General features: G+C 61.2%; 22 protein-coding genes and 1 tRNA gene. 2 read left to right on the top strand and 21 right to left on the bottom strand.

Features of this window, described 5'->3' with window-relative positions:
* Positions 1 to 19: 19 nt before the first annotated feature.
* The 13 genes from MR935_RS04505 to MR935_RS04565 all read right to left on the bottom strand — a co-directional run bounded on the left by MR935_RS04505 (position 20) and on the right by MR935_RS04565 (position 11,960).
* Positions 20 to 110: transfer RNA gene (locus tag MR935_RS04505), tRNA-Ser, on the bottom strand.
* Between the two features lie 136 nt (positions 111 to 246).
* Positions 247 to 498 carry a TfoX/Sxy family DNA transformation protein gene (locus MR935_RS04510; protein WP_290571429.1) on the bottom strand — a complete coding sequence of 84 codons (252 nt, stop codon included), beginning with the start codon at positions 496 to 498 and terminating at the stop codon, positions 247 to 249.
* Positions 495 to 1,376 carry a helix-turn-helix domain-containing protein gene (locus tag MR935_RS04515; RefSeq protein ID WP_290571430.1) on the bottom strand — a complete coding sequence of 294 codons (882 nt, stop codon included), beginning with the start codon at positions 1,374 to 1,376 and terminating at the stop codon, positions 495 to 497. The genes MR935_RS04510 and MR935_RS04515 overlap by 4 nt, the downstream gene beginning before the upstream one ends.
* 102 nt (positions 1,377 to 1,478) lie before the next feature.
* Positions 1,479 to 2,105 carry an AAA family ATPase gene (locus tag MR935_RS04520; protein ID WP_290571432.1) on the bottom strand — a complete coding sequence of 209 codons (627 nt, stop codon included), beginning with the start codon at positions 2,103 to 2,105 and terminating at the stop codon, positions 1,479 to 1,481.
* 68 nt (positions 2,106 to 2,173) lie between these two features.
* A complete protein-coding gene (locus MR935_RS04525) occupies positions 2,174 to 2,881 on the bottom strand; it encodes an ABC transporter ATP-binding protein (RefSeq protein WP_290571434.1) in 708 nt (235 codons plus the stop codon).
* A 15-nt stretch (positions 2,882 to 2,896) separates the two neighbouring features.
* The gene (locus MR935_RS04530; RefSeq protein ID WP_290571435.1) at positions 2,897 to 3,655 is read right to left on the bottom strand and encodes an ABC transporter ATP-binding protein; all 759 of its coding nucleotides are present in this window, start codon (positions 3,653 to 3,655) and stop codon (positions 2,897 to 2,899) included.
* Between the two features lies 1 nt (position 3,656).
* Entirely contained in the window at positions 3,657 to 4,727 is a 1,071-nt protein-coding gene (locus MR935_RS04535) for a branched-chain amino acid ABC transporter permease (protein ID WP_290571436.1), read from the bottom strand.
* Positions 4,728 to 4,737: 10 nt separating this feature from the next.
* Complete coding sequence (locus MR935_RS04540) at positions 4,738 to 5,619, bottom strand: branched-chain amino acid ABC transporter permease (RefSeq protein WP_290571438.1); 882 nt, start codon at positions 5,617 to 5,619, stop codon at positions 4,738 to 4,740.
* 217 nt (positions 5,620 to 5,836) lie between these two features.
* Positions 5,837 to 7,036, bottom strand: coding sequence for an ABC transporter substrate-binding protein (locus MR935_RS04545; protein ID WP_290571440.1), 1,200 nt, complete (start codon positions 7,034 to 7,036; stop codon positions 5,837 to 5,839).
* A gap of 328 nt (positions 7,037 to 7,364) precedes the next feature.
* Complete coding sequence (locus MR935_RS04550) at positions 7,365 to 9,299, bottom strand: ABC transporter ATP-binding protein (RefSeq protein ID WP_442863012.1); 1,935 nt, start codon at positions 9,297 to 9,299, stop codon at positions 7,365 to 7,367.
* Positions 9,299 to 11,029 carry an ABC transporter ATP-binding protein gene (locus tag MR935_RS04555; RefSeq protein ID WP_290571442.1) on the bottom strand — a complete coding sequence of 577 codons (1,731 nt, stop codon included), beginning with the start codon at positions 11,027 to 11,029 and terminating at the stop codon, positions 9,299 to 9,301. Before MR935_RS04555 ends, MR935_RS04550 begins: the two co-directional genes overlap by 1 nt.
* Positions 11,026 to 11,493, bottom strand: a complete 468-nt coding sequence (locus MR935_RS04560) for a MarR family winged helix-turn-helix transcriptional regulator (protein ID WP_290571444.1) — start codon at positions 11,491 to 11,493, stop codon at positions 11,026 to 11,028. The genes MR935_RS04555 and MR935_RS04560 overlap by 4 nt, the downstream gene beginning before the upstream one ends.
* Before the next feature lie 155 nt (positions 11,494 to 11,648).
* A complete protein-coding gene (locus MR935_RS04565; RefSeq protein ID WP_290571446.1) occupies positions 11,649 to 11,960 on the bottom strand; it encodes an MGMT family protein in 312 nt (103 codons plus the stop codon).
* A 221-nt stretch (positions 11,961 to 12,181) separates the two neighbouring features.
* Here MR935_RS04565 and gdhA point away from each other — a divergent pair, with 221 nt between their 5' ends.
* Complete coding sequence (gene gdhA, locus MR935_RS04570) at positions 12,182 to 13,525, top strand: NADP-specific glutamate dehydrogenase (protein WP_290571447.1); 1,344 nt, start codon at positions 12,182 to 12,184, stop codon at positions 13,523 to 13,525.
* Between the two features lie 92 nt (positions 13,526 to 13,617).
* Here the strand turns inward: gdhA and MR935_RS04575 are convergent, their stop codons facing one another.
* The 4 genes from MR935_RS04575 to MR935_RS04590 are packed head-to-tail and all read right to left on the bottom strand — an operon-like array spanning position 13,618 to position 16,475.
* Positions 13,618 to 14,682, bottom strand: a complete 1,065-nt coding sequence (locus tag MR935_RS04575; protein WP_290571448.1) for an aminopeptidase P family protein — start codon at positions 14,680 to 14,682, stop codon at positions 13,618 to 13,620.
* Positions 14,679 to 15,113, bottom strand: coding sequence for a type II 3-dehydroquinate dehydratase (gene aroQ, locus MR935_RS04580; RefSeq protein ID WP_290571449.1), 435 nt, complete (start codon positions 15,111 to 15,113; stop codon positions 14,679 to 14,681). The genes MR935_RS04575 and aroQ overlap by 4 nt, the downstream gene beginning before the upstream one ends.
* On the bottom strand, positions 15,110 to 15,970 hold the full coding sequence (locus tag MR935_RS04585) for a TIM barrel protein (RefSeq protein WP_290571450.1): 861 nt from the start codon (positions 15,968 to 15,970) through the stop codon (positions 15,110 to 15,112). The genes aroQ and MR935_RS04585 overlap by 4 nt, the downstream gene beginning before the upstream one ends.
* Positions 15,963 to 16,475: a YqeG family HAD IIIA-type phosphatase gene (locus MR935_RS04590; RefSeq protein WP_290571452.1), complete on the bottom strand. Its 513-nt coding sequence runs from the start codon at positions 16,473 to 16,475 to the stop codon at positions 15,963 to 15,965. Before MR935_RS04590 ends, MR935_RS04585 begins: the two co-directional genes overlap by 8 nt.
* 90 nt (positions 16,476 to 16,565) lie before the next feature.
* Here MR935_RS04590 and MR935_RS04595 point away from each other — a divergent pair, with 90 nt between their 5' ends.
* Complete coding sequence (locus tag MR935_RS04595) at positions 16,566 to 17,336, top strand: hypothetical protein (protein WP_290571453.1); 771 nt, start codon at positions 16,566 to 16,568, stop codon at positions 17,334 to 17,336.
* A gap of 100 nt (positions 17,337 to 17,436) precedes the next feature.
* Here the strand turns inward: MR935_RS04595 and MR935_RS04600 are convergent, their stop codons facing one another.
* The 4 genes from MR935_RS04600 to MR935_RS04615 are packed head-to-tail and all read right to left on the bottom strand — an operon-like array spanning position 17,437 to position 22,958.
* Positions 17,437 to 19,284 (bottom strand): S-layer homology domain-containing protein, encoded by a 1,848-nt coding sequence (locus MR935_RS04600; protein WP_290571455.1) that lies wholly within the window; start codon positions 19,282 to 19,284, stop codon positions 17,437 to 17,439.
* A 27-nt stretch (positions 19,285 to 19,311) separates the two neighbouring features.
* The gene (locus tag MR935_RS04605; RefSeq protein WP_290571457.1) at positions 19,312 to 20,490 is read right to left on the bottom strand and encodes an ABC transporter permease; all 1,179 of its coding nucleotides are present in this window, start codon (positions 20,488 to 20,490) and stop codon (positions 19,312 to 19,314) included.
* 3 nt (positions 20,491 to 20,493) lie between these two features.
* Positions 20,494 to 21,219 (bottom strand): ABC transporter ATP-binding protein, encoded by a 726-nt coding sequence (locus MR935_RS04610; RefSeq protein WP_290571459.1) that lies wholly within the window; start codon positions 21,217 to 21,219, stop codon positions 20,494 to 20,496.
* Entirely contained in the window at positions 21,216 to 22,958 is a 1,743-nt protein-coding gene (locus MR935_RS04615) for an HlyD family efflux transporter periplasmic adaptor subunit (RefSeq protein WP_290571461.1), read from the bottom strand. The genes MR935_RS04610 and MR935_RS04615 overlap by 4 nt, the downstream gene beginning before the upstream one ends.
* Positions 22,959 to 23,006: the final 48 nt, after the last annotated feature.

Genomic DNA, 23,006 nt, shown 5'->3' on the forward strand with positions numbered 1-23,006 from the left:
ATGTTTCAGTGCTTTTATCTGGCGGAGAGTCAGGGATTTGAACCCTGGGTGCGCTCATCACGCACACACGATTTCCAATCGTGCGCCTTCGACCACTCAGCCAACTCTCCATCTTGACTGTTCCACCGCCGCAGAGTACGCTATATATTATAGCGCATCTATCAACTGCCGTCAAGTCTTTTCTTGTTTTTTTGTATATCCCGAAAATCAAGCGGTATGCGCGACAGCAGCCCGGTCTTTGGTCTGTCACAGGCTATCGCTGATGCGCTTTAAGTCACGCTTCACCGCATCCGGCAGGCAGTTGTACGCGACATGCTCTATCGCCCCTTCCAGCGCGTATAAATGCGCCAGACAGACCTGCGGATAGCGCAATTTCAGCCGCAAAAATGCTTCCTTGCTCCCTATCTCCACCAGCGTCTCGGCCGATCCAATGCCGACCGATTGAAGCTTGCGCTCCATCTCTTTTCCAATATTGCACAGCGCAGTCAGCCGTGTCACTGTGTCACATCCTCCCCATCCTCGCGGCCATCCTGCCGGAAATTCTTGCGGTAGGCGCTGGGCGAGCGCCCCGTATACTTGCTGAAGATCGTGCTGAAATGGCTCGGGCTGTCAAACCCGGTCTGCGCGGCGATCTGCGCCACCGTCCTCTGTGTCAGCAGCAAAAGCGACTGCGCCTCGCCGATGCGCCGGCGGATGACATATTGCATGGGCGAGTAGCCGCAATACTCCTTGAACAGGTGCGACGCATAATACGGGCTTAGTCCGGCCTGCGCCGCGATACGCTCGAGCGATATTTCCTCGGCGTAATGCGTATCGATATAGCCGCGCATCAGATTGACCTGCGCCGATTCGGGCTGCTCGCTCTCGCGAGTCTCCTGCCCCAACTGCAAGACCATCAGCAGCAGCGCGGTAAGCAGATGCGCGCTCATCTCCTCCGAATGGCGGCGCGGCTCGGCCGTATGCTCATAAATCAGGCGAAACAGCGCTTCAAACTCCCCAAAGCGCGAGCCGGTACACAGGCGCACCTCCACACCATGCGGCAGCAGAAAATCAGGTGGCCGGTCGGGCAGGCGCAGCCCAGACACGCCGACGGCGTAAATCCGCTCAAGGCCGTTTGGCGGTATGTTATCCTCATGCACGATGCCCGCGTTATACACCAGCAGATCGCCGCGCTGTGTATGATACACCTGCCCGTCCACCGTGTGTATGCCGTTCCCCTCTATTGTCAGCAGCAGCTCACACATGCCGTTGTGCCGGTGCATCGGCCGCGTATCCTGCTGCTTTTCGTATGTCCACAAACTGGCATAGGCCAGCTGCGGCTGCTCTTCCGCGCCAAAGCAGCACCCGTCAGCGCGGCGCGCGATCGTTTGCGGCATACTCATCCTCCTCCCTTGGTCCCCTTCGTGCCCCGCAAGTCCCATCTGTGCCGCACGGGGTTGCCAAAAGCCCTGCGCCGCGACGCAGGGCTTTTTATGCGTTTACTGCTGAAATTCAGCACGGGTCTCCATATAGCGGATAATCGCCTCGACCACGCCGTCAAACCCCAGCACACCCGAGTTGAGCGACAGATCATAATTGCGCGCGTCATACCAATCATGGCCGGTGTAGTGCTTATAGTACTTGGCACGGTAGTCATCGACCTCGGCTATCTTTTTGCGCACCGCGTCCTCAGGCATGGAATCGACCTTCATCGCCTGCTCGAGACAGAACGCCGCATCGGCGTGCACAAACACACGCACAACATCCGGCCGGTCACGCAGCACATAATCGGCGCAGCGGCCGATCATCACGCACGGGCCCTCGCAGGCCAGCCGCCGGATGATCTTGGCCTGATAATCAAACAGCCTATCGTCCTTGATGAGGCTGCCCGCGACCTCCGAGGCTGCCTGCCGGTCGCCTGTATAGCGGCTGCGCAGGCGCGTGAGCAAATCGGGCTTTAAGCGCTCGTCGGAAAACAGCACGGCGTTGACGCCGCTGTCCTCCGATGCCATGGTGATGATCTCGCGGTTGTAAAATGGGATACCCAGACGGCCAGCCAGCAGCTTGCCCACCGTTTTTCCGCCCGAGCCATACTGACGGGCGATGGTAATGATATAAGGCTTCATGATTGCAACCTCCATACAAAGCAGCAAGGGGAAGCGGCGCGGCCGCCCCCGCAGCTCATTTTTTCCATTTACTCTCCCAAATACGCCTTCTTGATCGAGTCGTCGCACAGCAGATCGGACGCCTTACCGCTGCCCGCGATCCTGCCTGTTTCGAGCACATAGGCGCGGTCGGCGATGGACAGCGCCTTTTTGGCATTCTGCTCGACCAGCAGCACGGTCGTGCCCGTGGCCGAGACCTGCTGGATGATCTTGAATACCTCGCTGACAAACAGCGGGGACAGTCCCATCGAAGGCTCATCGAGCAGCAGAATGCGGGGCTTTGCCATCAGCGCGCGCCCCATGGCGAGCATCTGCTGCTCGCCGCCGGACAGCGTGCCCGCCGGCTGGTTCTTGCGCTCCTCCAATCGGGGAAAGCGCTGGTACACCGCGGCCAGTGAGTCCTCCAGCTCGCCCTTGGGGCGGGTATATGCACCCATTTTCAGGTTCTCGCACACGGTCAATCCGGCAAAGACGCGGCGCCCCTCCGGCACATGGCTCATGCCCAGCCGCACGATCTCGTGTCCGGGCTTTTTGGTGATATCCTTGCCCTCAAACAGCACCGTGCCGCTCCTTGCGGGCAGCAGGCCGGTCACCGTATGCAGCGTGGTGGTCTTGCCCGCGCCGTTCGCGCCGATCAGCGCGACGACCTCGCCCTCGTTTACCTCGAAGGAAACATCGCGCAGCGCGTGGATCAGGCCGTAATAGACATTTAAGTCCTTGACTTCCAGCATTGCCATTTTCGTTTCCCCCTTTTATTCGCCGAGGTAGGCCGTAACGACCTCCGGGTTTTTGAGCACTGTATCCGGCGTACCCTCGGCAAGCAGGCGGCCGAAATTGAGCACATACAGGTATTCGCAAATGCCGGATACAAGCTTCATATCGTGCTCGATCAGCAAAATGGTAACGCCGAACTTCTGCCGCACCAAACCGATGGTCTCCATCAGCTCAGCTGTCTCGTTCGGGTTCATGCCGGCCGCAGGCTCGTCGAGCAGCAGCAGCTTAGGATCTGTGGCCAGCGCACGGGCGATCTCCAGCTTGCGCTGCCGACCATAGGGCAGGTTGGCCGCCTTGTAATCGGCCAAGCCGTCCAAATCGAACACCCGGAGGATGTCCAGCGCGCGCTCGTCCATCTGCTTTTCCTTGCTGCGGTAAGAGCCGACATGCAGCAGGCTTTCGGCCAGCGAGTAGGTGACCTGATTGTGTAGGCCGGTCTTGACATTGTCGAGCACAGTCAGGTTATGGAACAGGCGGATGTTCTGGAAGGTACGCGCCACGCCCATTTTGCAGATCTCATGCGGGCGGCGGCCAACCAGATTTTCGCCGTCCAGACGGATGCCGCCGTCAGTCGGACGATACACGCCGGTGAGCATATTGAATACCGTGGTCTTGCCCGCGCCGTTCGGGCCGATCAGGCCGACCAGCCCGCCCTTTTCGATGCGGATGGACAGCTCATCCACCGCGCGCAGGCCGCCAAACGAGATGCCCAGCTCGGTCACTTCGAGCATTGCCATATCATGCGCCCCCCTTTCCGGCTCGCTCCAGTTTTTCCATCTGCCGCATACCGCGCTTTTCCAGCAGGCGGCGCTTGAGCGAGGAGTTGTTAAACAGCATCAGCGCGATCAGCAAAACCGCGTAGATCAGCATACGGTAATCGCGTACCGCGCGCAGCAGCTCGGGCAGTACGGTCAGCAGCGCCGCCGCAATAATCGAGCCCCAGATGTTGCCCAAGCCGCCCAGTACGACGAACACCAGCACGAGGATCGAGGTATTAAAGTCGAACTTAGCCGCGGTGACGGTCGAAAAGTTCATCGCATACAGCGCACCCGCCATGCCCGCGAACGCAGCCGAGATGACAAACGCCATCAGCTTATAGTGCGTGACCGGGATACCGATCGAGTCGGCTGCGATCTGATTGTCGCGCAGCGACATGATCGCGCGCCCCGCGCGGCTATTGATGAGGTTGAGCACGATGAACAACGTCAACAGGATCAGCACGAAGCCTGAGGTGAAGCTGGCGATCTTCTGCACGCCCGACACGCCCATCGGCCCATTGATGATCATTTTGCCGCCCTCGGCCAGCTCAAACTTCTGCGACAGTATGCTGAAATGCAGGCCGGAAGCATCCCGTCCGATATAGAGCACGTTGACGATGTTCTTGATGATCTCGCCGAAGGCCAGCGTGACGATGGCCAGATAGTCGCCCTTCAGGCGCAGCACCGGCACGCCGACGATCACACCGGCCACCGCAGCAAGCACGCCGCCCACCGCAATCGCCGCCGCCAGCCGCAGCGGCGCGGCGCCGACGCTGTCCGTCAGCGAGGTGGACACCACAATGCCCGCGAACGCGCCGACCGACATACAGCCCGCGTGTCCGAGCGACAGCTCACCCAGAATGCCGACGGTCAGGTTGAGCGAGACCGCCATAACGATGTACGCGCAAATGGGCACGAGCAGCCCCTTCATCGAGCTGGACAAGCCGCCGCCCGCCGTCACCGCCTGTACGGCCACGAACGCGATGATGACAATGGCATAGCACAGCAGGCTGTCCCGTCCGTTTTTGCTCAGATTTTTTATCTTCTTCATACCGGCCACCTCAAACCTTTTCACTGACGCGCTTGCCGAGCAGGCCGTCGGGCTTGACGAGCAGCACGATAATGAGCACCGCGAACACGATCGCGTCAGACAGCTCCGACGAGATATACGCGCGCGCGAATATCTCGATCACGCCCAGCAGAATGCCGCCGAGGAACGCACCCGGGATCGAGCCGATGCCGCCGAACACAGCCGCGGTGAATGCCTTGATGCCGGGCAGCGAGCCGGTGGTCGGCACCAGCAGCGGATAGGCCGAGCACAGCAGCACACCTGCAATCGCGGCCAGCCCCGAGCCGATGGCAAAGGTGACCGAAATGGTCGTGTTGACGTTGATGCCCATCAGCTGCGCCGCGCCCTTGTCCTCGGACACGGCGCGCATGGCCGTGCCCATCTTGGTTTTGCCGGTGAACAGCGTCAGCCCCACCATAATGACGATGCAGGCCGCGACGGTCACGACCGTCACCCGGGAGACGGGCAATGCACCGCCGAACAGCTGCAGCGGCTTGCCGCTGACCACCGAGGTAAAGTTTTTGGAGTTCGAGCCCCAAATCAGCAGCGCCGCATTCTGCAATAAGTAGGAAACACCGATGGCCGTGATGAGCACGGCGAGCGCCGGCGCCTGCCGCAGCGGCTTGTAGGCCAGCCGCTCGATCACAATGCCGAGCGCGGTACACACGACGACCGCGACTGCCACGCCGCCGATAGCCGGCAGCCCCAAATAGTTGGTCGCGCAAAAGCTCATGTACGCGCCGACCATAATAACGTCGCCGTGCGCGAAGTTGAGCATTTTGGCGATACCATACACCATCGTATAGCCCAGCGCAATGATCGCGTAAACGCTGCCCAGACTGATGCCGCTGATCAGATGGTTGAGAAAGGTCATGGTTGCAAACACCTCAAATCTTTTACAGTTCTCTTGTTGTGAGCTGGGGCGGTGGCTTGGCGGACGGTCGTCAAGCCGTCGCCCCACCCCATAATCCAATGCGATAAAACGGCGCAAGGAGGGTCGTCGCACAGGGATGCGGCGCCCTCCTTGGCTTCCTCATTGCGTCTTCTTTCGGAACGGTGCATGCCGCGCGCCGGCGCGGCACGCGCGGGTCTTACATGCCCACGTAAGCGCCGTTCTTGATAATCATGCCCTTCGGGCTCTTGGCAACCGCGCCGGTCGCGTCCCAAGTCATGTTCTCGCCGGTCAGGCCGTTGAAGGTCATGGAGGTGAACTGGGCGGTCATGGCCTCGCACAGCGCCTCGGCGGTCATGTCAGGCGTGCAGCCGGCGGCCTCGAGCGCCTGCTTGTAGGCGTAAACGCAGTCATAAGCGTCCGCAGCGAACTGGTTGGGCACCTCGCCATACTTCTCCTGATACTTGGTGACAAAGGAGCGGGTCAGCTCATCCTCCGCGTCCGCATTGAACGGGGTCAGCAGCATAACGCCCTCGGCCAGCGCGGTGTCGAAGCCCTCGACGGTCAGAATGCCGTCCATGCCGTCCACGCCGAAGAACTTGGGCGCGTAGCCCATCGCGTTGGCCTGCGTCAGGATGAGCGAGGCTGCATCGTAGTATATCGGCAGGAACAGCAGGTCAGCGCCCGCGTTCTTGGCCTCGTTCAGCTGCACCGAGAAGTCGGTCTGGCTCGAGGAGGTGAAGGTCGTGGTGGACACGATCTCCAGTCCCTTGGCCGCGGCCTCGGCGGTGAACTTCTCATAGATGCCGGTCGAGTAAACATCATCGTTCTTATAGATGATAGCGATCTTGGTGCCGAGCTTCTGGTCGGCAATGTACTGCGCGGAGGCCGTGCCCTGATTGGGGTCGGCAAAGCACATCTGGAACACATTGTCCTTGCCCTCGGTCACGGCCACAGCCGAGGCCGACGGGGTCAGCGCGAAAATACGGTCGCTGTAATGGTCAGCCGAGGTGGCCTCGGCCGGCTTGGAGGTAACACCGCTCAGCGAGAGCTGCATTCCCCAGTCCTTAAGCGCATTGTAGGCGTTGGCAGCCTTTTCGGGGTCGTGCTCGTCGTCCTCAAACTTGAGGTCAAACTGCACTGCGCCGCCCGCAGCGTTGATCTCCTCGACCGCGATGGACGCACCGTTCTTGACGGCGTTGCCGTAGATCGCGGCGCCGCCGGTCAGCGGGCCGTGGCCGCCAAGCTTGAAGGCCGCGCCCGCCGCAGCCGTGCCGGTGTCCGCGCCCGCGTCGGCAGCCGAGCCGCCATTCGTGCCGCCGGTGGAGTTACCGCCGCAAGCGGCAAGGGTCGTGGCCAGTATCGCGCCGGCCAGAAGCATACTAAGCTTTTTCTTCATGGTTGATCTTCTCCTTTACTGCAATCTCCCCGTCTTCCTGTCTATGCATCCGGAAAGCGTTCGGATTATTTTTTATTATACTACTGTTTTAGCAGATCGGCAGACTTTTTTTCTTTCCCCGTGTAATTTCGGGGATTCTGCCGATTATTTTTTAGCAATTGATGTAAATTTTATGCTTTCTTCCAAAAACATTTGTCCGCCGTGCAAGGAATCGTGCATTTCCTCCTGCAAAACCGTGTTTTCAAGCATGAACTCCTGCACATTTGACCTACCGGGACACAAAACGCGCCCGCGGCCAAACGCTGCGGGCGCGTGGGTGCGCCGGCTGTCACTCCAGCTCAAACGCGCCGGTATACAGCTGATAATACTTTCCGTGCTCCTCAATGAGCTGCGCGTGGTTACCGCGCTCGATGATGCGGCCTCGCTCGAGCACCATGATGACATCCGCGTTCTGCACCGTACTCAGCCGGTGCGCGATGACGAACACCGTCCGTCCGCACATCAGGCCGTCCATGCCGGCCTGCACGATGGCCTCGGTGCGGGTGTCGATGCTGCTGGTCGCCTCGTCGAGTATCATGACCGGCGGGTCGGCCACGGCCGCGCGCGCGATCGAGAGCAGCTGCCGCTGCCCCTGCGACAGACTGCCGCCCTCGCCATCGATCACAGTGTCATACCCATCGGGCAGGCGGCAGATGAAGTCATCCGCGTTTGCCAGCACGGCCGCGGCCTCGACCTCCTCGTCGGTCGCATCCAGATTGCCATAGCGGATATTATCGCGTATCGTGCCGGTGAACAGGCAGGTATCCTGCAAGACGATGCCGAGCGAGCGGCGCAGATCGGCCTTTTTGATTTTGTTGATATTGATGCCGTCATAGCGTATCTTGCCATCAGCCAGATCGTAAAAACGGTTGATGAGGTTGGTGATGGTCGTTTTGCCCGCGCCGGTCGCACCGACGAAGGCAACCTTCTGCCCCGGCTCGGCGTAAAGCGAAACATCGTGCAGCACGATCTTCTCTGGCTCATAGCCGAAATCCACATCGAAAAAGCGCACATCGCCGCGCACCCGCTCGTAGGTGAGCGTACCGTCTCCGTGCGGATGCTTCCACGCCCAAATGTTTGTCTTTTCGGGCGTTTCGACCAAATTGCCCTGTGCGTCATACCGGGCGTTGACCAGCGTGACATAGCCGTCGTCCACCTCGGGCGTCTCGTCCATCAGCGCAAAGATACGCTCAGCACCCGCCAGCGCCATGACGATCGAGTTGATCTGCTGCGAGATCTGCGCGACCGGCATGGTGAACGATTTGGTCAGCTGCAAAAAGGAGGCGATCACACCGATGGTGATGCTGTCTCCCACCGCGCCGGACAGCGCCAGCGTACCGCCGACCACGGCCACCAGCACATACAGCAGATTGCCGATGTTGTTCATCACCGGCATGAGCACGTTGGCAAAGCTGTTGGCGCTGGCCGCGCTGGCGCGGAGCTGGTCATTGAGCACGTCGAATTGCCGCTTGCACTGCTCCTCGTGGCAGAACACCTTGACGACCTTTTGCCCGCCGATCATCTCCTCGATATAGCCGTTTACCTTGCCCAGCGCGGTCTGCTGCTGCAAAAAGAACCCCGCCGACCTGCCGCCGACCTGCCGCGTGACCGTTATCATGACCGCCACGCCCACGAACACAAACAGCGTCAGCCACACATTGGTATACAGCATGGCTGCAATGACCGCAACGATAGTCACCAGTGACGAGAACATCTGCGGCACCGACTGGCTGAGCATCTGCTGCAGGGTATCGGTATCGTTGGTGAAGTGGCTCATCAGGTCGCCGTGGGTATGGGTGTCAAAATACCGGATGGGCAGCTTCTGCATCCGGGCAAACATCTCATCGCGCACGGTTTTGAGCACACCCTGCGAGATCGAGACCATCAACCGGTTGTATAAATAGGTGGAGAGGATGCCTACCGCGTACACCACCGCCATCATGCCGATGGCGCGGAGCAGGCCGGTGAACACCGGCGCATCCTGCACAAGCAGCGGCTCGATATAATTGTCGATCAGCACGCGCAGGAACATCGAGCCTGCCACGCTCGCCACCGCGGACAGCAGAATGCACACCAGCACGACGGCGAATTTCACACCGTAGCCGTCGCCGATATACCGCAAAAGGCGCGCCATGGTCTTTTTCGGCTGCTTGCCGCGCTTGCCGCCATGCATACCGTGCGGGCCATGCGGGCCGTGCGGCGCTCTCATATGGTGTCCGGACATTATGCCGCGCCCCCCTTCCTCGTCTGCTGCTCGTATATCTCCCGATAGATGGCGTTGCCCGCCAGCAGCTCGTCATGCGTGCCGACCGCCTGCACACAGCCGCCATCCAGAATGACGATCTGATCGGCCTCCTGCACGGAAGAGACGCGCTGCGCTATGATGAGCTTGGTCGTATCAGGTATCTCCTCGGCAAAGGCGCGGCGGATGAGCGCGTCGGTCTTGGTATCGACTGCGCTGGTCGAATCGTCCAAAATGAGTATCTTGGGCTTTTTCAGCAGCGCGCGGGCGATGCACAGGCGCTGCTTTTGGCCACCGGACACATTGGCGCCGCCCTGCTCGATATAGGTGTCGTACTGATTCGGCATCTGCCGGATAAACTCGTCGGCCTGCGCCAGCTTGCAGGCGCGCACTAGCTCCTCGTCCGATGCGTTTTCATTGCCCCAGCGCAGGTTTTCCTTGATCGTGCCCGAAAACAGCACGTTTTTTTGCAGCACCATGGCTACCTCCTCACGCAGCGTCTCGACCGCATAATCGCGCACATCCACGCCACCGACCTTGACCGAGCCGCCCGTCACATCATACAGGCGCGGGATGAGCTGCACCAGCGTTGACTTGGCCGCGCCCGTGCCGCCCAGAATGCCGACGGTCTGCCCAGCCTTGATATGCAGGTCAACGTCGCGCAGTGCGAGCTTATGCTCATCTCCCTTATAGCTGAAGCTGACGTGCTCGAACACGATATCGCCGCTCGGCACGGCAGTCACCGGCTGCGCGGGGTCGTGCAGGTCGGGCTGCTCGTCAAGCAGCTCGGCAATGCGCTCGGCGCTCGCCTTGGACATGGTGATCATTACAAACACCATCGCTACCATCATCAGGCTCATCAATATCTGCATGGCATAGGAGAACAGACTGGTCAGATCGCCCGTCGTCATGCCGCCGCCAACGATCAGCCGCGCGCCAAACCACGACAGCAGCAGCATACAGGCGTACATGCAAAACTGCATCAGCGGCATGGCGCCGGCCATGGTCTTTTGCGCCTTGGAGAACTCCTTGTACAGCAAACCGGAAACGCCCTTGAACTTTTCAGTCTCATGCGCTTCGCGTACATAGGCCTTGACCACGCGGATGCCGCGCACATTTTCCTGCACGACCGTATTCATGCGGTCATAGGTGCGGAACACGCGCTCAAACACCGGGGCGACGAGCTTCATCAGCACGCCCAGACCGACCGCGAGGATGGGCAGCACGCCGAGGAACACCAGCGCCAGCCGGCTGTTGATCGAAAACGCCATGACCAGCGAAAACACCAGCATGACCGGGCAGCGCACTGCGACGCGCGTACACATCTGGAAAGAGTTCTGCACATTGGTCACATCGGTCGTCAGGCGGGTGATGATCGAGCCGGTCGAGAACTTGTCGATATTCGAGAATGAAAAGTCCTGCACGGCGTAATACATATCATGCCGCAGATTGCGGGCAAAGCCGGTCGATGCGCGCGCGGCGAACACGCCCGCCAACACACCGAACAGCAGCGCCAGCATTGCGCAGGCGATCAGGATGATGCCGTACTTCCAGATGGCCGCCATATCGCCCGCATCGATGCCCTTGTCGATCAAAAGCGCCATTACCTTGGGAATGAGAACCTCCATAACGACCTCGAGCACGACGAAAAGCGGCGTGAGCACCGCATCCCTTCGGAATTCGCGCACGCTGGCCAGCAGTTTTTTAATCATACTTTTCCCTCCGAAGCCTTACTTTGATATTCCTCCAAATTGGCGCGGAGCTGCCCGCAGACCCGGAACCAGACCGCGAGCGCCTCCTCGTCTATCCCCTGCCGCATCACGCGCTCGGCGCGGTCAAGGTCGCGGCTGATCTTCTCGTCCAGCGCGCGTGCCTTATCGGTCAGCACCAGCCGCTTGAGCCGTGCGTCCCGCGCCACAGGCTCGCGCCAGAGCAGGCCGTGCTGCTCCATCAGCTGCAAAATGCCGGTCGCGGTCGAGCGGCGCATGCCAAAATGCGTTTCGATATCCTTTTGAAAGCAGTCGCCGTCCCGCTCCCAATAGATCAGATGATGCAGGATCATCGCCTGCATCCCGGTGATATGCTCAGCCTCCGTACCTCTCTGCATATAGGCCATCTGCCGTTTGAGCAGATTACTCAGCTTGCCCAGCTCGGCGCCGATCTGGCGTTTGCGCATTTGTTAGCCTCCTTACTGTTAGTGTGCTAACATATTATACGCCTTTGGCGTGCGCTGTCAACCGGCTTCACAGAAAATTCAAAAAGAGCCTTTCCCGCGCTGCGGAAAAGGCTCCTGCACCAAAGGGCGCGCCGGAGGCAGGTATGCGGCGGGCGTCACAGTCCCTCCCAGCCGTGGCGCGCCATATCAACCCGGCCATCGGGCAAAAAGCCAACGCCCTCGGCCTCGAGCAGCGCGCGCTGCGCATCCGCCCCGCCAAAGGCAAAGGCTGGCGCGGTGCGTCCGTCCCGGGTCACCACGCGGTAGCATGGGATGCCCGCCGGGTCGGGATTGACATGCAGCGCGTAGCCGACCACCCGCGCCCAACGCGGATTGCCCGCCAGCCGCGCCACCTGCCCATAGCTTGCCACCATGCCGCGCGGAATACGCCGCACCACGGCATAAATACGGTCAAAGCTGTTTGCCATGCGCTCCTCTCCCCCTTTCAACTTTATTATATCAGGTCGAAGCGCCGGTTTCCACCCGGTATCCCGATGAAAAAACTGTATATTTTCAGCACGCTAAAGTATTGCACTCCCCGGCAAAATACTATATAATAATAAAGCATTGATACCACTATGTAAGCTGATCCGCGCTTTTTTCTTGCATTTGGAAAGAAGCCGCGGCCAAAATGTAAGGAGGATAAAAAATGGCACTTACCAACCCGTATCTGAAAGGCGTGTACGACACCGTCCTGAGACGCAATCCGAACGAGCCTGAGTTCCAGCAGGCCGTGCTCGAGGTTCTTGAGAGCTTCGAGCCTGTTGTCGCGGCGCGCCCCGAGCTGGAGAAGAACGGCATCATTGAGCGCATCGTCGAGCCTGAGCGCATGGTGATGTTCCGTGTGCCGTGGGTGGACGATCAGGGCAAGGTGCAGGTCAACCGCGGCTTCCGTGTGCAGTTCAACTCGGCCATCGGCCCGTACAAGGGCGGCCTGCGCTTCCATCCGTCGGTCAACGCGTCGGTCATCAAGTTCCTCGGCTTTGAGCAGTGCTTCAAAAACAGCCTGACCAGCCTGCCCATGGGCGGCGGCAAGGGTGGCTCGGACTTTGACCCCAAGGGCAAGTCCGATGCGGAGGTCATGCGCTTCTGCCAGTCCTTCATCACTGAGCTTTCCCGCCACATCGGCCAGTTCACCGACGTGCCCGCGGGCGATATCGGCGTCGGCGGCCGTGAAATCGGCTTTATGTATGGCCAGTACAAGCGCCTGCGCAACGAGTTTACCGGCGTGCTGACCGGCAAGGGACTGTCCTACGGCGGGTCGCTCGCCCGCACCGAGGCCACCGGCTACGGCCTGTGCTACTATATGAAGGAAATGCTCGCCCACAAGGGCACCTCCTTCGAGGGCAAGACCGTCGTGCTCTCCGGCTCGGGCAACGTAGCCATCTACGCCTGCCAGAAGGCCACCGAGCTGGGCGGCAAGGTCGTCACCATGTCGGACTCCAACGGCTTTATCTACGATCCGAACGGCATCAACCTTGATGTCGTCAAGGATATCAAGGAAGTCAAGCGTGGCCGCATCAAAGAATATGCCGAGCGCGTGCCGGGCAGCAGCTACACCGAGGGTCAGCGCCCGTGGAGCGTCAAGTGCGACATCGCGCTGCCCTGCGCGACCCAGAACGAGCTGACCGGCGAGGACGCCAAGCTGCTGATCGCGGGCGGCTGCAAGTTTGTTGCCGAGGGCGCGAACATGCCCTCCACCCCCGAAGCGGTCGCGGCCTTCCTTGAGAACGATGTGTTCTTCGGCCCGGCCAAGGCGGCCAACGCGGGCGGCGTTGCCACCTCGGGTCTGGAAATGAGCCAGAACTCGCTGCGCCTGAGCTGGACCTTTGAGGAGGTTGACCAGCGTCTGCAGGGCATCATGGTCAACATCTTCAAGACCTGCATCGAAGCGGCGGACAAGTACGGCCATAAGGACAACCTCGTCATGGGCGCGAACATCGGCGGCTTTGAGAAGATCGCCGACGCGATGCTGGCGCAGGGCGTGGTGTAAGCTTTCTGACAAGAAAACCCTTCTGAACAGCAAAAAAGGTGCGAAAGCCAAGGCTTTCGCACCTTTTTACGTTCCCCCACAAACGCATCCTCTTACAGGATCATCAACTGCTTGGGCGCTTCGGTCAGGTTGATGCAGCCGTCCTCGATGACATACAACATATCCTCAATGCGCACGCCAAACCGTCCCGGCAGATAAATGCCCGGCTCGGCAGTGACGATACTGCCCGCCGGCAGCGGGCTTTGCCCACGGGAGGAGACGGCCGGCGCTTCGTGTATCTCCAGCCCGACACCATGGCCGAAGCCGTGGCCGAAGGCCTCGCCGTAGCCCGCCTGCTCGATCACGCGGCGCGCCGCCGCGTCGACCGCCCGCCCGGTCACGCCCGCCTTGCAGCAGGCAATACCCGCCAGCTGCGCGTGCAGCACGGTATCGTACACAGTCTGCATCTCGTCCGTCACATGGCCGACCGCAACCGTGCGCGTCATATCCGAGCAATAGCCCCCAACGATGCAGCCGAAGTCCATGGTAACGAAGTCACCCGCCTCGATCGGCTTGTCCGTAGGTACGCCGTGCGGCTTGGAGCTGTTTGCGCCCGATACCACGATCGGGTCAAATGACAGATTCTCCGCTCCGTAATGCAGCATCAGATAGGTCAGGCGCGCGGCGATCTCCTTTTCCGAAACACCCGGCTTGATCGCGTTGCGTATCTCGTCAAACGCCTGCTCGGCAATGCGCTGCGCGGCGACGATCTGACCGACCTCCTCGTCCGACTTGCACACGCGCAGCTTTTCCAGTCCGTCCCCCAGCCGCACGGCCGTCGCGCTCAGCGAATCCGCCCACGCGGTATACGCGGCGTAGGTCAGCGCCTTATCCTCGAGCGCGACCGTCTTGACGCCGTCCTGTGCGATCAGCTCGTTTACGGCGGCGGCATAGCTCGCGCCGCTGCCGAGCTCGCGCACCTCAAAATCCGTGACCGCGCAGCGCGCGGCCTCCGCATAGCGAAAATCCGTGTAAAATACGGCCTGCTTTGCCGAAAGATAGACCGCGCCCGCGCTCGAATGGAAGCCGGTCGCATAGCGGCGCGCGACCTCGCTCGTCAGCATCAGCGCGTCATAGGGCGCGCCTTGCAGCATTGCTGCCAGCTCTTGCTTTCTCATCCTATGATCGCCTTGACCGCGTCCACCGCCAGCAGGTAACTGTGCTTGCCAAAGCCTGCGATCACGCCTGCGCATACCGGCGCGAGCACCGAATGGTGGCGAAACTCCTCCCGCTTGTACACATTGGACATATGCACCTCGACACAGGGCAGGCACACGGCCGAAATCGCGTCGCGCAGCGCATAGCTGTAGTGCGTGTATGCACCCGCGTTGAAGATGATGGCCGCGCAGTCCTCGCGTGCGGCGTGGATGCGGTCGATCAGCGCGCCCTCGCTGCTCGACTGAAAGACCGCGCATTCCATGCCCAGCCGCTCGCACTTGGTCACGACCTCAGCGTTGATGGCGGCCAGCGTGTCTGTGCCGTAAACGCCCGGCTCACGCAGGCCGGTCAGGTTGAGGTTGGGGCCGTGGATCAGCAGTATTTTTTTCATTTCTCTATCTCCCTCCGGTATAATTCCATCATAAAGGCCGCGTCCTCGGCCTGTGTGCCCGCCGATTCGCAGATAAAGGTCGGCGCGTAGCCGCGCGCGGCGGTCTCCTGCGCAACGGGCAAAAAGTCGGGGCCGTACACTGTGTCGGCAAAGGTCAGGTGGCGCACCTCACCCTTGTCGTTGTACTCGATATGCGAAAAATGCGCGTGGAACACGCGCGTGCGCTCGATGCCGATGGTGTTCTCCATTCGGTCAAACAGGCGCTGCACATCTACGCGTGTGCACATACCGCCGCCTGTACGGCAGTTGAGATGGCCGAAGTCGATGCACGGCAGCAGCCTGTCGTCGGCCGCTACCAGCTCACAGACCTCCTCAGCCGAGCCGAGTACGCTTTTTTTGCCCATTGTCTCGAGGCACACCGTGCACCCGGTCAGGTGCGCCTCGTCGAGCGCGCGCAGGATGCGCCGTACATTCTCATGCGTGTTGCGCATGGCGCGCTCGCGCGTCAGCTTGCCCTGTCCGCCGCAGTGGACGACCATGCGCTGCGCGCCCAGCGCCGCCGCCGCGCGCGCCGTGTCGAGCACATACGCGATGTTCTTTTCCACCCGCTCGTGCTCCTCCGAGGACAGGTTGATGAAATACGGTGCGTGTACGCTCATCTGGATGCCGTTTGCTGCCGCGGCCGCGCCGATTTTTTGCGCGGTCTCCGCGCTGACATGCACGCCCCGCCCGCACTGGTATTCAAACGCGGTCAGTCCGCGCGCGGCCAGCCACGCGGGCGCGTCCTCGCTTTTCCTATGCCCCTCGGCGGCAAAGGACTCCGAATTGCCCGCCGGGCCGAATTTTGCCTCACTCATGCCGTGCTCTCGCCTCCATTCTCCGACGGCCGCACTCGATAAAGCCGCGCTCGAACTGATAGCGGACGTTGACCCAGAAATACCGCCGGTCGAGCGTTTCCACATAGCAGGTCAGCGCGCCCGCACGGTTTCCGCCGAACACATCGGTAAAGATTTGGTCGCCTATGACGGCGATCTCGCGCATTTCCAACCCGAGCTGCGCCGCCGCGCGTCGAAAGCCGCGCTGCAGCGGCTTGCCCGCCCGGCTGATGAAGTCCACACCCAGCGCCCCGCAAAACTTGGCCACACGCCTTTCGCGGTTGTTGGAAAACACCAGCACCCGCAGCCCCGCCTCCTGCAGCGAGCGGATAAAGGGCGCGAGCGCCTCGGGCGGCAGCGCAGCCTTATGCGAGGCCATCGTGCCGTCAAGATCGATCAGCGCGCCGCGCACACCGTGGGCGCGCAGCGTCTCGGGCGAAATATCATAGACCGATCCGAACACCAGATCGGGTATCAGCTTACTCATTGCTTCACTCCTACGTTCTCCGATTGGCTTTTGCCACATATAGTGTAATGGAATTTGTCCCAAAAGTCCAGAGCAAGGGAGTCGATCGCCATGGCACATACGGAAAATCTCATCCTTGTCTGCACCGGCCGCGATGCGGTGTGCGCGGCACGGCGCGGACTGCCCGCGCTGCACCTATGCCTGCGCCTATCGCCGGGCGGTGCGCTGCAGCGCACCCAATCGCCCACCGCGCCGGCCCGCTGCCTGCTCGGCCTATGCGACCCGCCCGGCGAGCTGGCCGATTGCAGCGCCGAACGGCTGGCCGCCGACCTTGTCTTCGAGGTGCAGCGCGCCAACGCGCTCGGCGTCTTTGCCGATTTTGAGCACGACACCCCGCGCACCCGTATGCTGCTCACCGCCTTTGACAGCGCGCTGCACCGCGCGGAGCTTCCGTTTTATGTGCCGCTTGCCTGCGGGCACACACTTGCTCATGCCGTGCTGACCGCGTCAACCGCACTCTCCGGCGGCAGCCTAACGAGCTATTTTTCCTCGCTCCAGCAGCGCTACGGCGCGGCGCGCGTGGCCGCGTTTTTGCAACCGGTCTCACAGGATTTCACCGTGCCCTCCTCCACGCCAAACGGCAAGCCGCTCTCGCCCGCCGCGCGCGGCGAGCTGCTTGCGCATACCGGCGCGCAGCCGTTTTTCTCCCGCGAGCTGTGCGCCAAGTATTTCACCTATACCGATGCGGACGGGCAGGCGCATTTCGTGCTGTTTGACGACACCTCCACGCTCGAGGCCAAGCTGACCCAGCTCGCTGACCTCAGCGTGCCCACTGTGTTCGCTCTGTATCCCGATGCCGAGCCGCTGCTCGCTCCGCCATGACGGGTGCGGGTTTGCCCGCTCCCCTTGCTCACTACGAATAGTATAAGCGCTACCGGCGCACGGCGCAACCAAAAAAGCTTCCCCGGCGGGAAGCTTTTTATCATTTGGCGCGCGCCACAACAATGCGGATGCGCCCGCCGTCAGTGGTATCCTTGTCATAATAGCAGGTAATATCGTATGCATCGGCATTGCTCCGCAGCGCGTCGAGCGAGAGCAGGCTATACCGCGTGCCCGCGTACAGATAGACTGCGCAGTCGTCTGCGAACAGATGGCTTTTACCGTCCCTAGTCACGCCGAGCTGGCTCACTGCCTCCGGAGCTTTGAGCTGCGTGAGCGCGCGCGCCGCACGCAGCTGACCGTTTTCGATCGTCAGCCGCGCGGGGCCGCCTGAAACGCCCAGCCGCATACCGTTTGTCACCGTGGTCTGCTCCGCACCGCCCAGCAGATAGGTATAGCTGCCGGAAGGAGTCTCCTCCTCCCCGCTCTCCTGCACCTGCGTGACGATACCGTATTCGTACAGGTCGCCCGTAAAGTCCCGCAGAATAAGGTCAGTGATCTCACCCGCGGCGTTGGTCTTATAATAGCGCACATCCTCGGCCTCCAGCGCGGCTCCGTCCAGCCGGGACACATAGACGCGCTTGTACAGCGTGTCCTTGGTGTCCAGAATACGCGCGTCCTTGGCAAAGCTGCGGCTGCCGACCGTATAACCGGACACCTTACCCGTAAGCGTACCCACCGCGAGCAGGGAAACGTCGACCCCGGCAGTGCCGAAGCCGACGGAAACATAGTCCCCCGCGTCGATCGAGGTTTTGCTGCACGGATAGACATAGGTCTGTCCATCCGTCGCGGCGACGGTGATCGTAGCCGCCGTATAAGCGTTGCCGACCGCGTTGTGATAGGTCGCCGTGCCGGTAGCCGTCACCACGCCCGCCACCTCGGCGGCATACTCCGCCGCAGGCAAGGCGTGCACCACCTTGCCCGTGCGGCCGAGCAGCAGCGTCACCACATCGCCCGTGTTCAGCCCGCCGAGTGTGGACAGCGCGAGCGCAGCCTCACTCGTTTCGAGCTGATAGGTGTTGCCCGCCACTGTCACCGAGGTGGGCGACGCGGCTGAGGGCGACGCGGCCTGATAGGTGCCGGTCACCGCGTTGGCATAGGCCCAGATCGACGCACTGTTGTAATAGACCACGTCATATTTGCGCACTGCGTCCGCCGAAGCGGTGTAGCCATTGCGGTAGATTGTCTTGCCGGAAGCCGAAACCACATCGGACAGACTGCCCGTGACGACAAAAGGCCCTTTCATGGTGTTCGCCACGATGCTCAGATAGTCGATCTCGTTGTTTTCATCCAGTGTATAGCCAAGCGTTTTGGCATACACCTGCCCATCCTTGGTGTCCGCGTTGAGCAGGTTGTAGAACAGGTACATCATGTCCCGCCGCGTCATGGCCGCGCCTTGGGCGGCCGATACCTTGACGCCCAGCCCCAGCGACTGGTAAAGCGCCAGCTGGCCGTAGGGATAGGAGCCGGAAAAGTCCGCCGCCGTATAGCCGAGCAGCTTTAAGCAGCCGGTCGCGGCCTCCTCGAGCGTTACGGTGTTGCCGGGCTTATACGAGCCGTCCAGATAGCCGGTCAGCCAGCCCTGTCCGACTGCGGTCTTGATGTAGCCCGCCGCCCAGTGGGTGTACGGCACATCCTTAAACGGCGAAGCGTTGGACACGCCGCTGACCTTATCCTTATAGGGCGAGGCCGCGACCAGCATCTTGGCATACTCAGCGCGGGTAACTGTAGCCGACAGGTTGAGCGCGCCGCTCTCATCGCCCTGCATGATGCCGGCTGCGCGGACGACCTGCTCGATCACCGCGTCCGACGCGCTGCCCGCCGCAAAGGCCGGCGGCGTCACACCCGCCAGCAGCAGCGCCGCGCACAGCAGCGAAAGCAATCTTTTCATGATATCCTCCTTTTCAAACAGCGCGTATCAATCATACCGCAAGGCGTCGATCGGGTTGAGCTTGGCCGCCTTGCTCGCCGGCATAAAGCCGAAAAATACACCGATAAACACCGATACGCCAAAGCTGAGCGCCACCGCCGACAAACTCGGCGTGGCGCTGATGCCGATCACCTTGCCCAGTGACACCGCGGCGCTCGCCCCAAGCAGAATGCCCATCACGCCGCCGAGCGCCGAGGTCGTGCCCGCCTCGATGACGAACTGCCGCATAATATCCCGGCGCTTCGCGCCGAGCGACTTGCGGATGCCGATCTCTCGCGTGCGCTCGGTGACCGACACCAGCATGATATTCATGATGCCGATGCCGCCGACCAGCAGCGAAATACCCGCGATGCCAACCAGCACCATGGTCATCATGCCGGTCATCTCCTCCATGGAATTTACGATCTCCTGCATGTCGCTGATGCTGTAAAAATCCTCATTCTGGAACACGCTGTACAGCATTTCGTCGATCAGCTTCTTGCCCCGCGCGTTGAGCGAAGCATCCCTTGTGGCAAAGGAAAAGCCCGAGACCTCGCCCGCAGTCAGCTTGGCGGCTGTCGTATACGGGATATAGATGCAGTCATCCGCCGTTGCACTGGTGCTGTCGCTCTGCTCCTTCAGCACGCCGACGATGGTCAGGCGGTTGCCGTTTATCTTGATCAACTCGCCCACCGCCCTGCCGCCGAACACGGTGTTGTTGATATAGCTGCCGACCACCGCGACCCGGCTGCGCGCCTCCAGATCGGCGTAGCTGATAAAGCGCCCCTGCGTCAGCGTCAGCCCGGCGATCTGCGCGTACTGCTCGGATACGCCGCTCACGCTCGTCGAGTCGAAGGAGTCCGTGTCCGTGCCGTTTTTGACCGTGCCTGCCACCGCGACGGTCGGGCTTAGCCCCAGAAACACGTCGGTGTTCTGCTCGTACAGGCTGTACATATCGTCCACATCGACGGTGCGCGACGAGCCGCGTCCGGTCACCCGGACCGTCAGCGTATTCGTGCCCATGCCCTCGAACATCGCAGTCATCTTGCCCGTCATGCCCTGCATAAGCGAGACCAGAATGATGACCGAGGCAACGCCGATAATAATGCCCAGCATGGTCAGAAAGGCGCGCATTTTGCTGCCCGCAAGGCTTTTGAGCGCCAGCTTAAAGGCCTGTGTAAATCCCATCTGTCAGTCCCCCCTTGAAAACGCCTCGCGCGCGGGGCCGTCAAAGATGATCTTGCCATCGGCCACGCGCACCACGCGCTCGGCCTCGGCCGCGATGCTGTTGTCATGCGTGATGAGCACGATCGTGTTGCCCTCGCCATGGAGCTTTTGCAGAAAATCCAGCACCTCGCGGCTGGTGTGCGAGTCGAGCGCGCCGGTCGGCTCGTCAGCCAAAATGACCGAAGGCTCGCCCGCCAGCGCCCGCGCGATCGACACACGCTGCTGCTGGCCGCCCGAAAGCTGGCTGGGCAGGTTCTTTTCCTTGTCCGAAAGGCCGACGCGAGCGAGCTGCCGCCGCGCCCGCGCGGCGCGCTCCTCGGCCGGTATGCCCGCGTACAGCAGCGACAGCTCCACATTTTCCAGCACATTGAGCTTGGGGATCAGGTTGTACTGCTGGAAGATAAAGCCCAGTGTTTTGCCGCGTATCTCGGCCTGCTCATCGTCGGTCAGCTCGGACACGTCCTCGCCGTTGAGATAATATGCGCCGCGCGTCGGCACGTCCAGACAGCCGATGATGTTCATCAGCGTCGACTTGCCCGAGCCTGACTGCCCGACGATGGCCACGAACTCGCCCTTGTATATTGCAAGCGATACACCGTCGGCGGCGTACACCTCGGATTCACCCATCCGGTAAATCTTATAAACCTCGCGCAGCTCGATCAGCGGCGCTCCCGTTCGCTCCTGTATCATGGCATACCGCCTCCGCCGCCGGGTGCGCCGCCGCCGGGCGCACCGCCGTCCGGTCTGCCGCCGTCCGGTCTGCCGCCGTCCACTTCAACGCGCATACCACCACCGGGCACTATGACCTGCTCACCGGAGGAGACCCGCTCGATCTGCGGCACATAGACGATATCGCCCGCTTCGATACCCGAGATGATCTCGATATAGTTACCGTCCGACAGGCCGGTCTCAACCGCGACCGCGCGCCAACCGTCGGGCAACAGCGCGCCGCCGACCATTGCGCCGTCGGTGTTCTTTGCACCCTGATCCTTGACATAGACCGTATTGCCGCGCTGGACCGCTGCAATCGGCACGGCAACCGTGTCCGCCGCCTTGTCCACGACGATCGTCGCGTCTACGTTCATACCGGGCAGCAGGCCGTCCGGCGCGCCGTCGATCCGCACGGTGACCGGGTAGGTGGTCACACCGTTGGCAGTCGTACCCGCGATAGACACCTTGGTCACCACACCTTCAAACGTGCCCGCTTCGGTCAGCGAATCGCAGGTGATCTCGACCGTCTGGCCGACCGCTACCTGACCGATATCCAGCTCGTCGAGCGAGATGTCAAAGGTCAAATAGGACAGGTCGTAAATGACCGCCAGCTTATTCTGGCCGTTGGTCGCGTCGAGCTTGTCGCCCACCTTGGTGTTCTTCGTGATGATCGTGCCGTCGATCGGCGCGGTGATCGTGTAATCCTCAAGCTTGCTCACCGTGTTCTGATAGGAAAGCTGCGACTGCTGGAGCGACAGGCGGCTGTTCGTCACCTGATTCTGCGTCGCGGTGGAGGCGATCGTCGCCACCACCTGCTCCTTCGCGACAGACGAGCCTTCGCGGATGTGCAGCGCCTCGAGCTTGCCCGAAGCGCTGGCCGTGATGGTCGATTCGGACAGGTAAGTAAAGTTCGCGCCCTGATTGCAGGCGATGCCGTTTATGGTCGCGGTCGCCGCTGACGAGGGCGACAAACCGCCCGGGTTGCTCACACGGATGGTCACATTGCGGACGATCTGGTAGCCGTCGAGCACGCTGTCCGCCCCGTCTATCGCGGTCACTGTACCCGTGAGCGTCTCAAACGAGCCATCCATCGTCACCGTGGCTGCCGCGCCCACGCCGAACGCGGCGGCGTCCGCCGCGTTGAAGGGCAGGGTCAGCTCCATGGTGGAAGCATCCCGGATGTCGGCTATCTTCTCACCGTTTGCCACCTGGTCGCCCACGCTGACATACAGCTTGACCACCACGCCGGCCGCGCCCGCCTTGACGTTCAGCTCATCCAGACTTTCCAGCGTCTGGTTATAGCTGTTCTGGCTCTGCTGCAAGGACAGCTTTGCCTGCTCAATGGAATTTTGGGCGTCGGTCTTGTCGATCTCGTACAGCGTATCACCCTTTTTGACCGTATCGCCCTCCTCAAACGTGCAGACGAGCACTTCGCCTTGCACCGAGGCGGTCACGTCATACTGGTTGGCCGGCTTGACCGTGCCGGTCGAGGACAGCGTCAGCTGGATATCACGCCGCTCGGCCGCGCTTTCTGTATACGCCTGTGCGCCGGCGTCTTTCCCGCCGGACAGCACGCCCCGCAAACCCAAAACGGCCGCGCCCATGGCAACGATAACCAGCGGAATAACGAGCTTTTTGCCCGGCCGCTTGTGCTTTTTCCGCACCGTATGCGCACCGTCTGCAATGTCCTTGTTCTTTTTGATGAACGGCAATTTCACATCTGTTCCCTCCTGCGTCTGCCGATTGGCTCACGCGCCTATCATACT

The sequence above is a fragment of the Agathobaculum sp. genome (assembly GCF_022775115.1).
GTDB lineage: Bacteria > Bacillota > Clostridia > Oscillospirales > Butyricicoccaceae > Agathobaculum.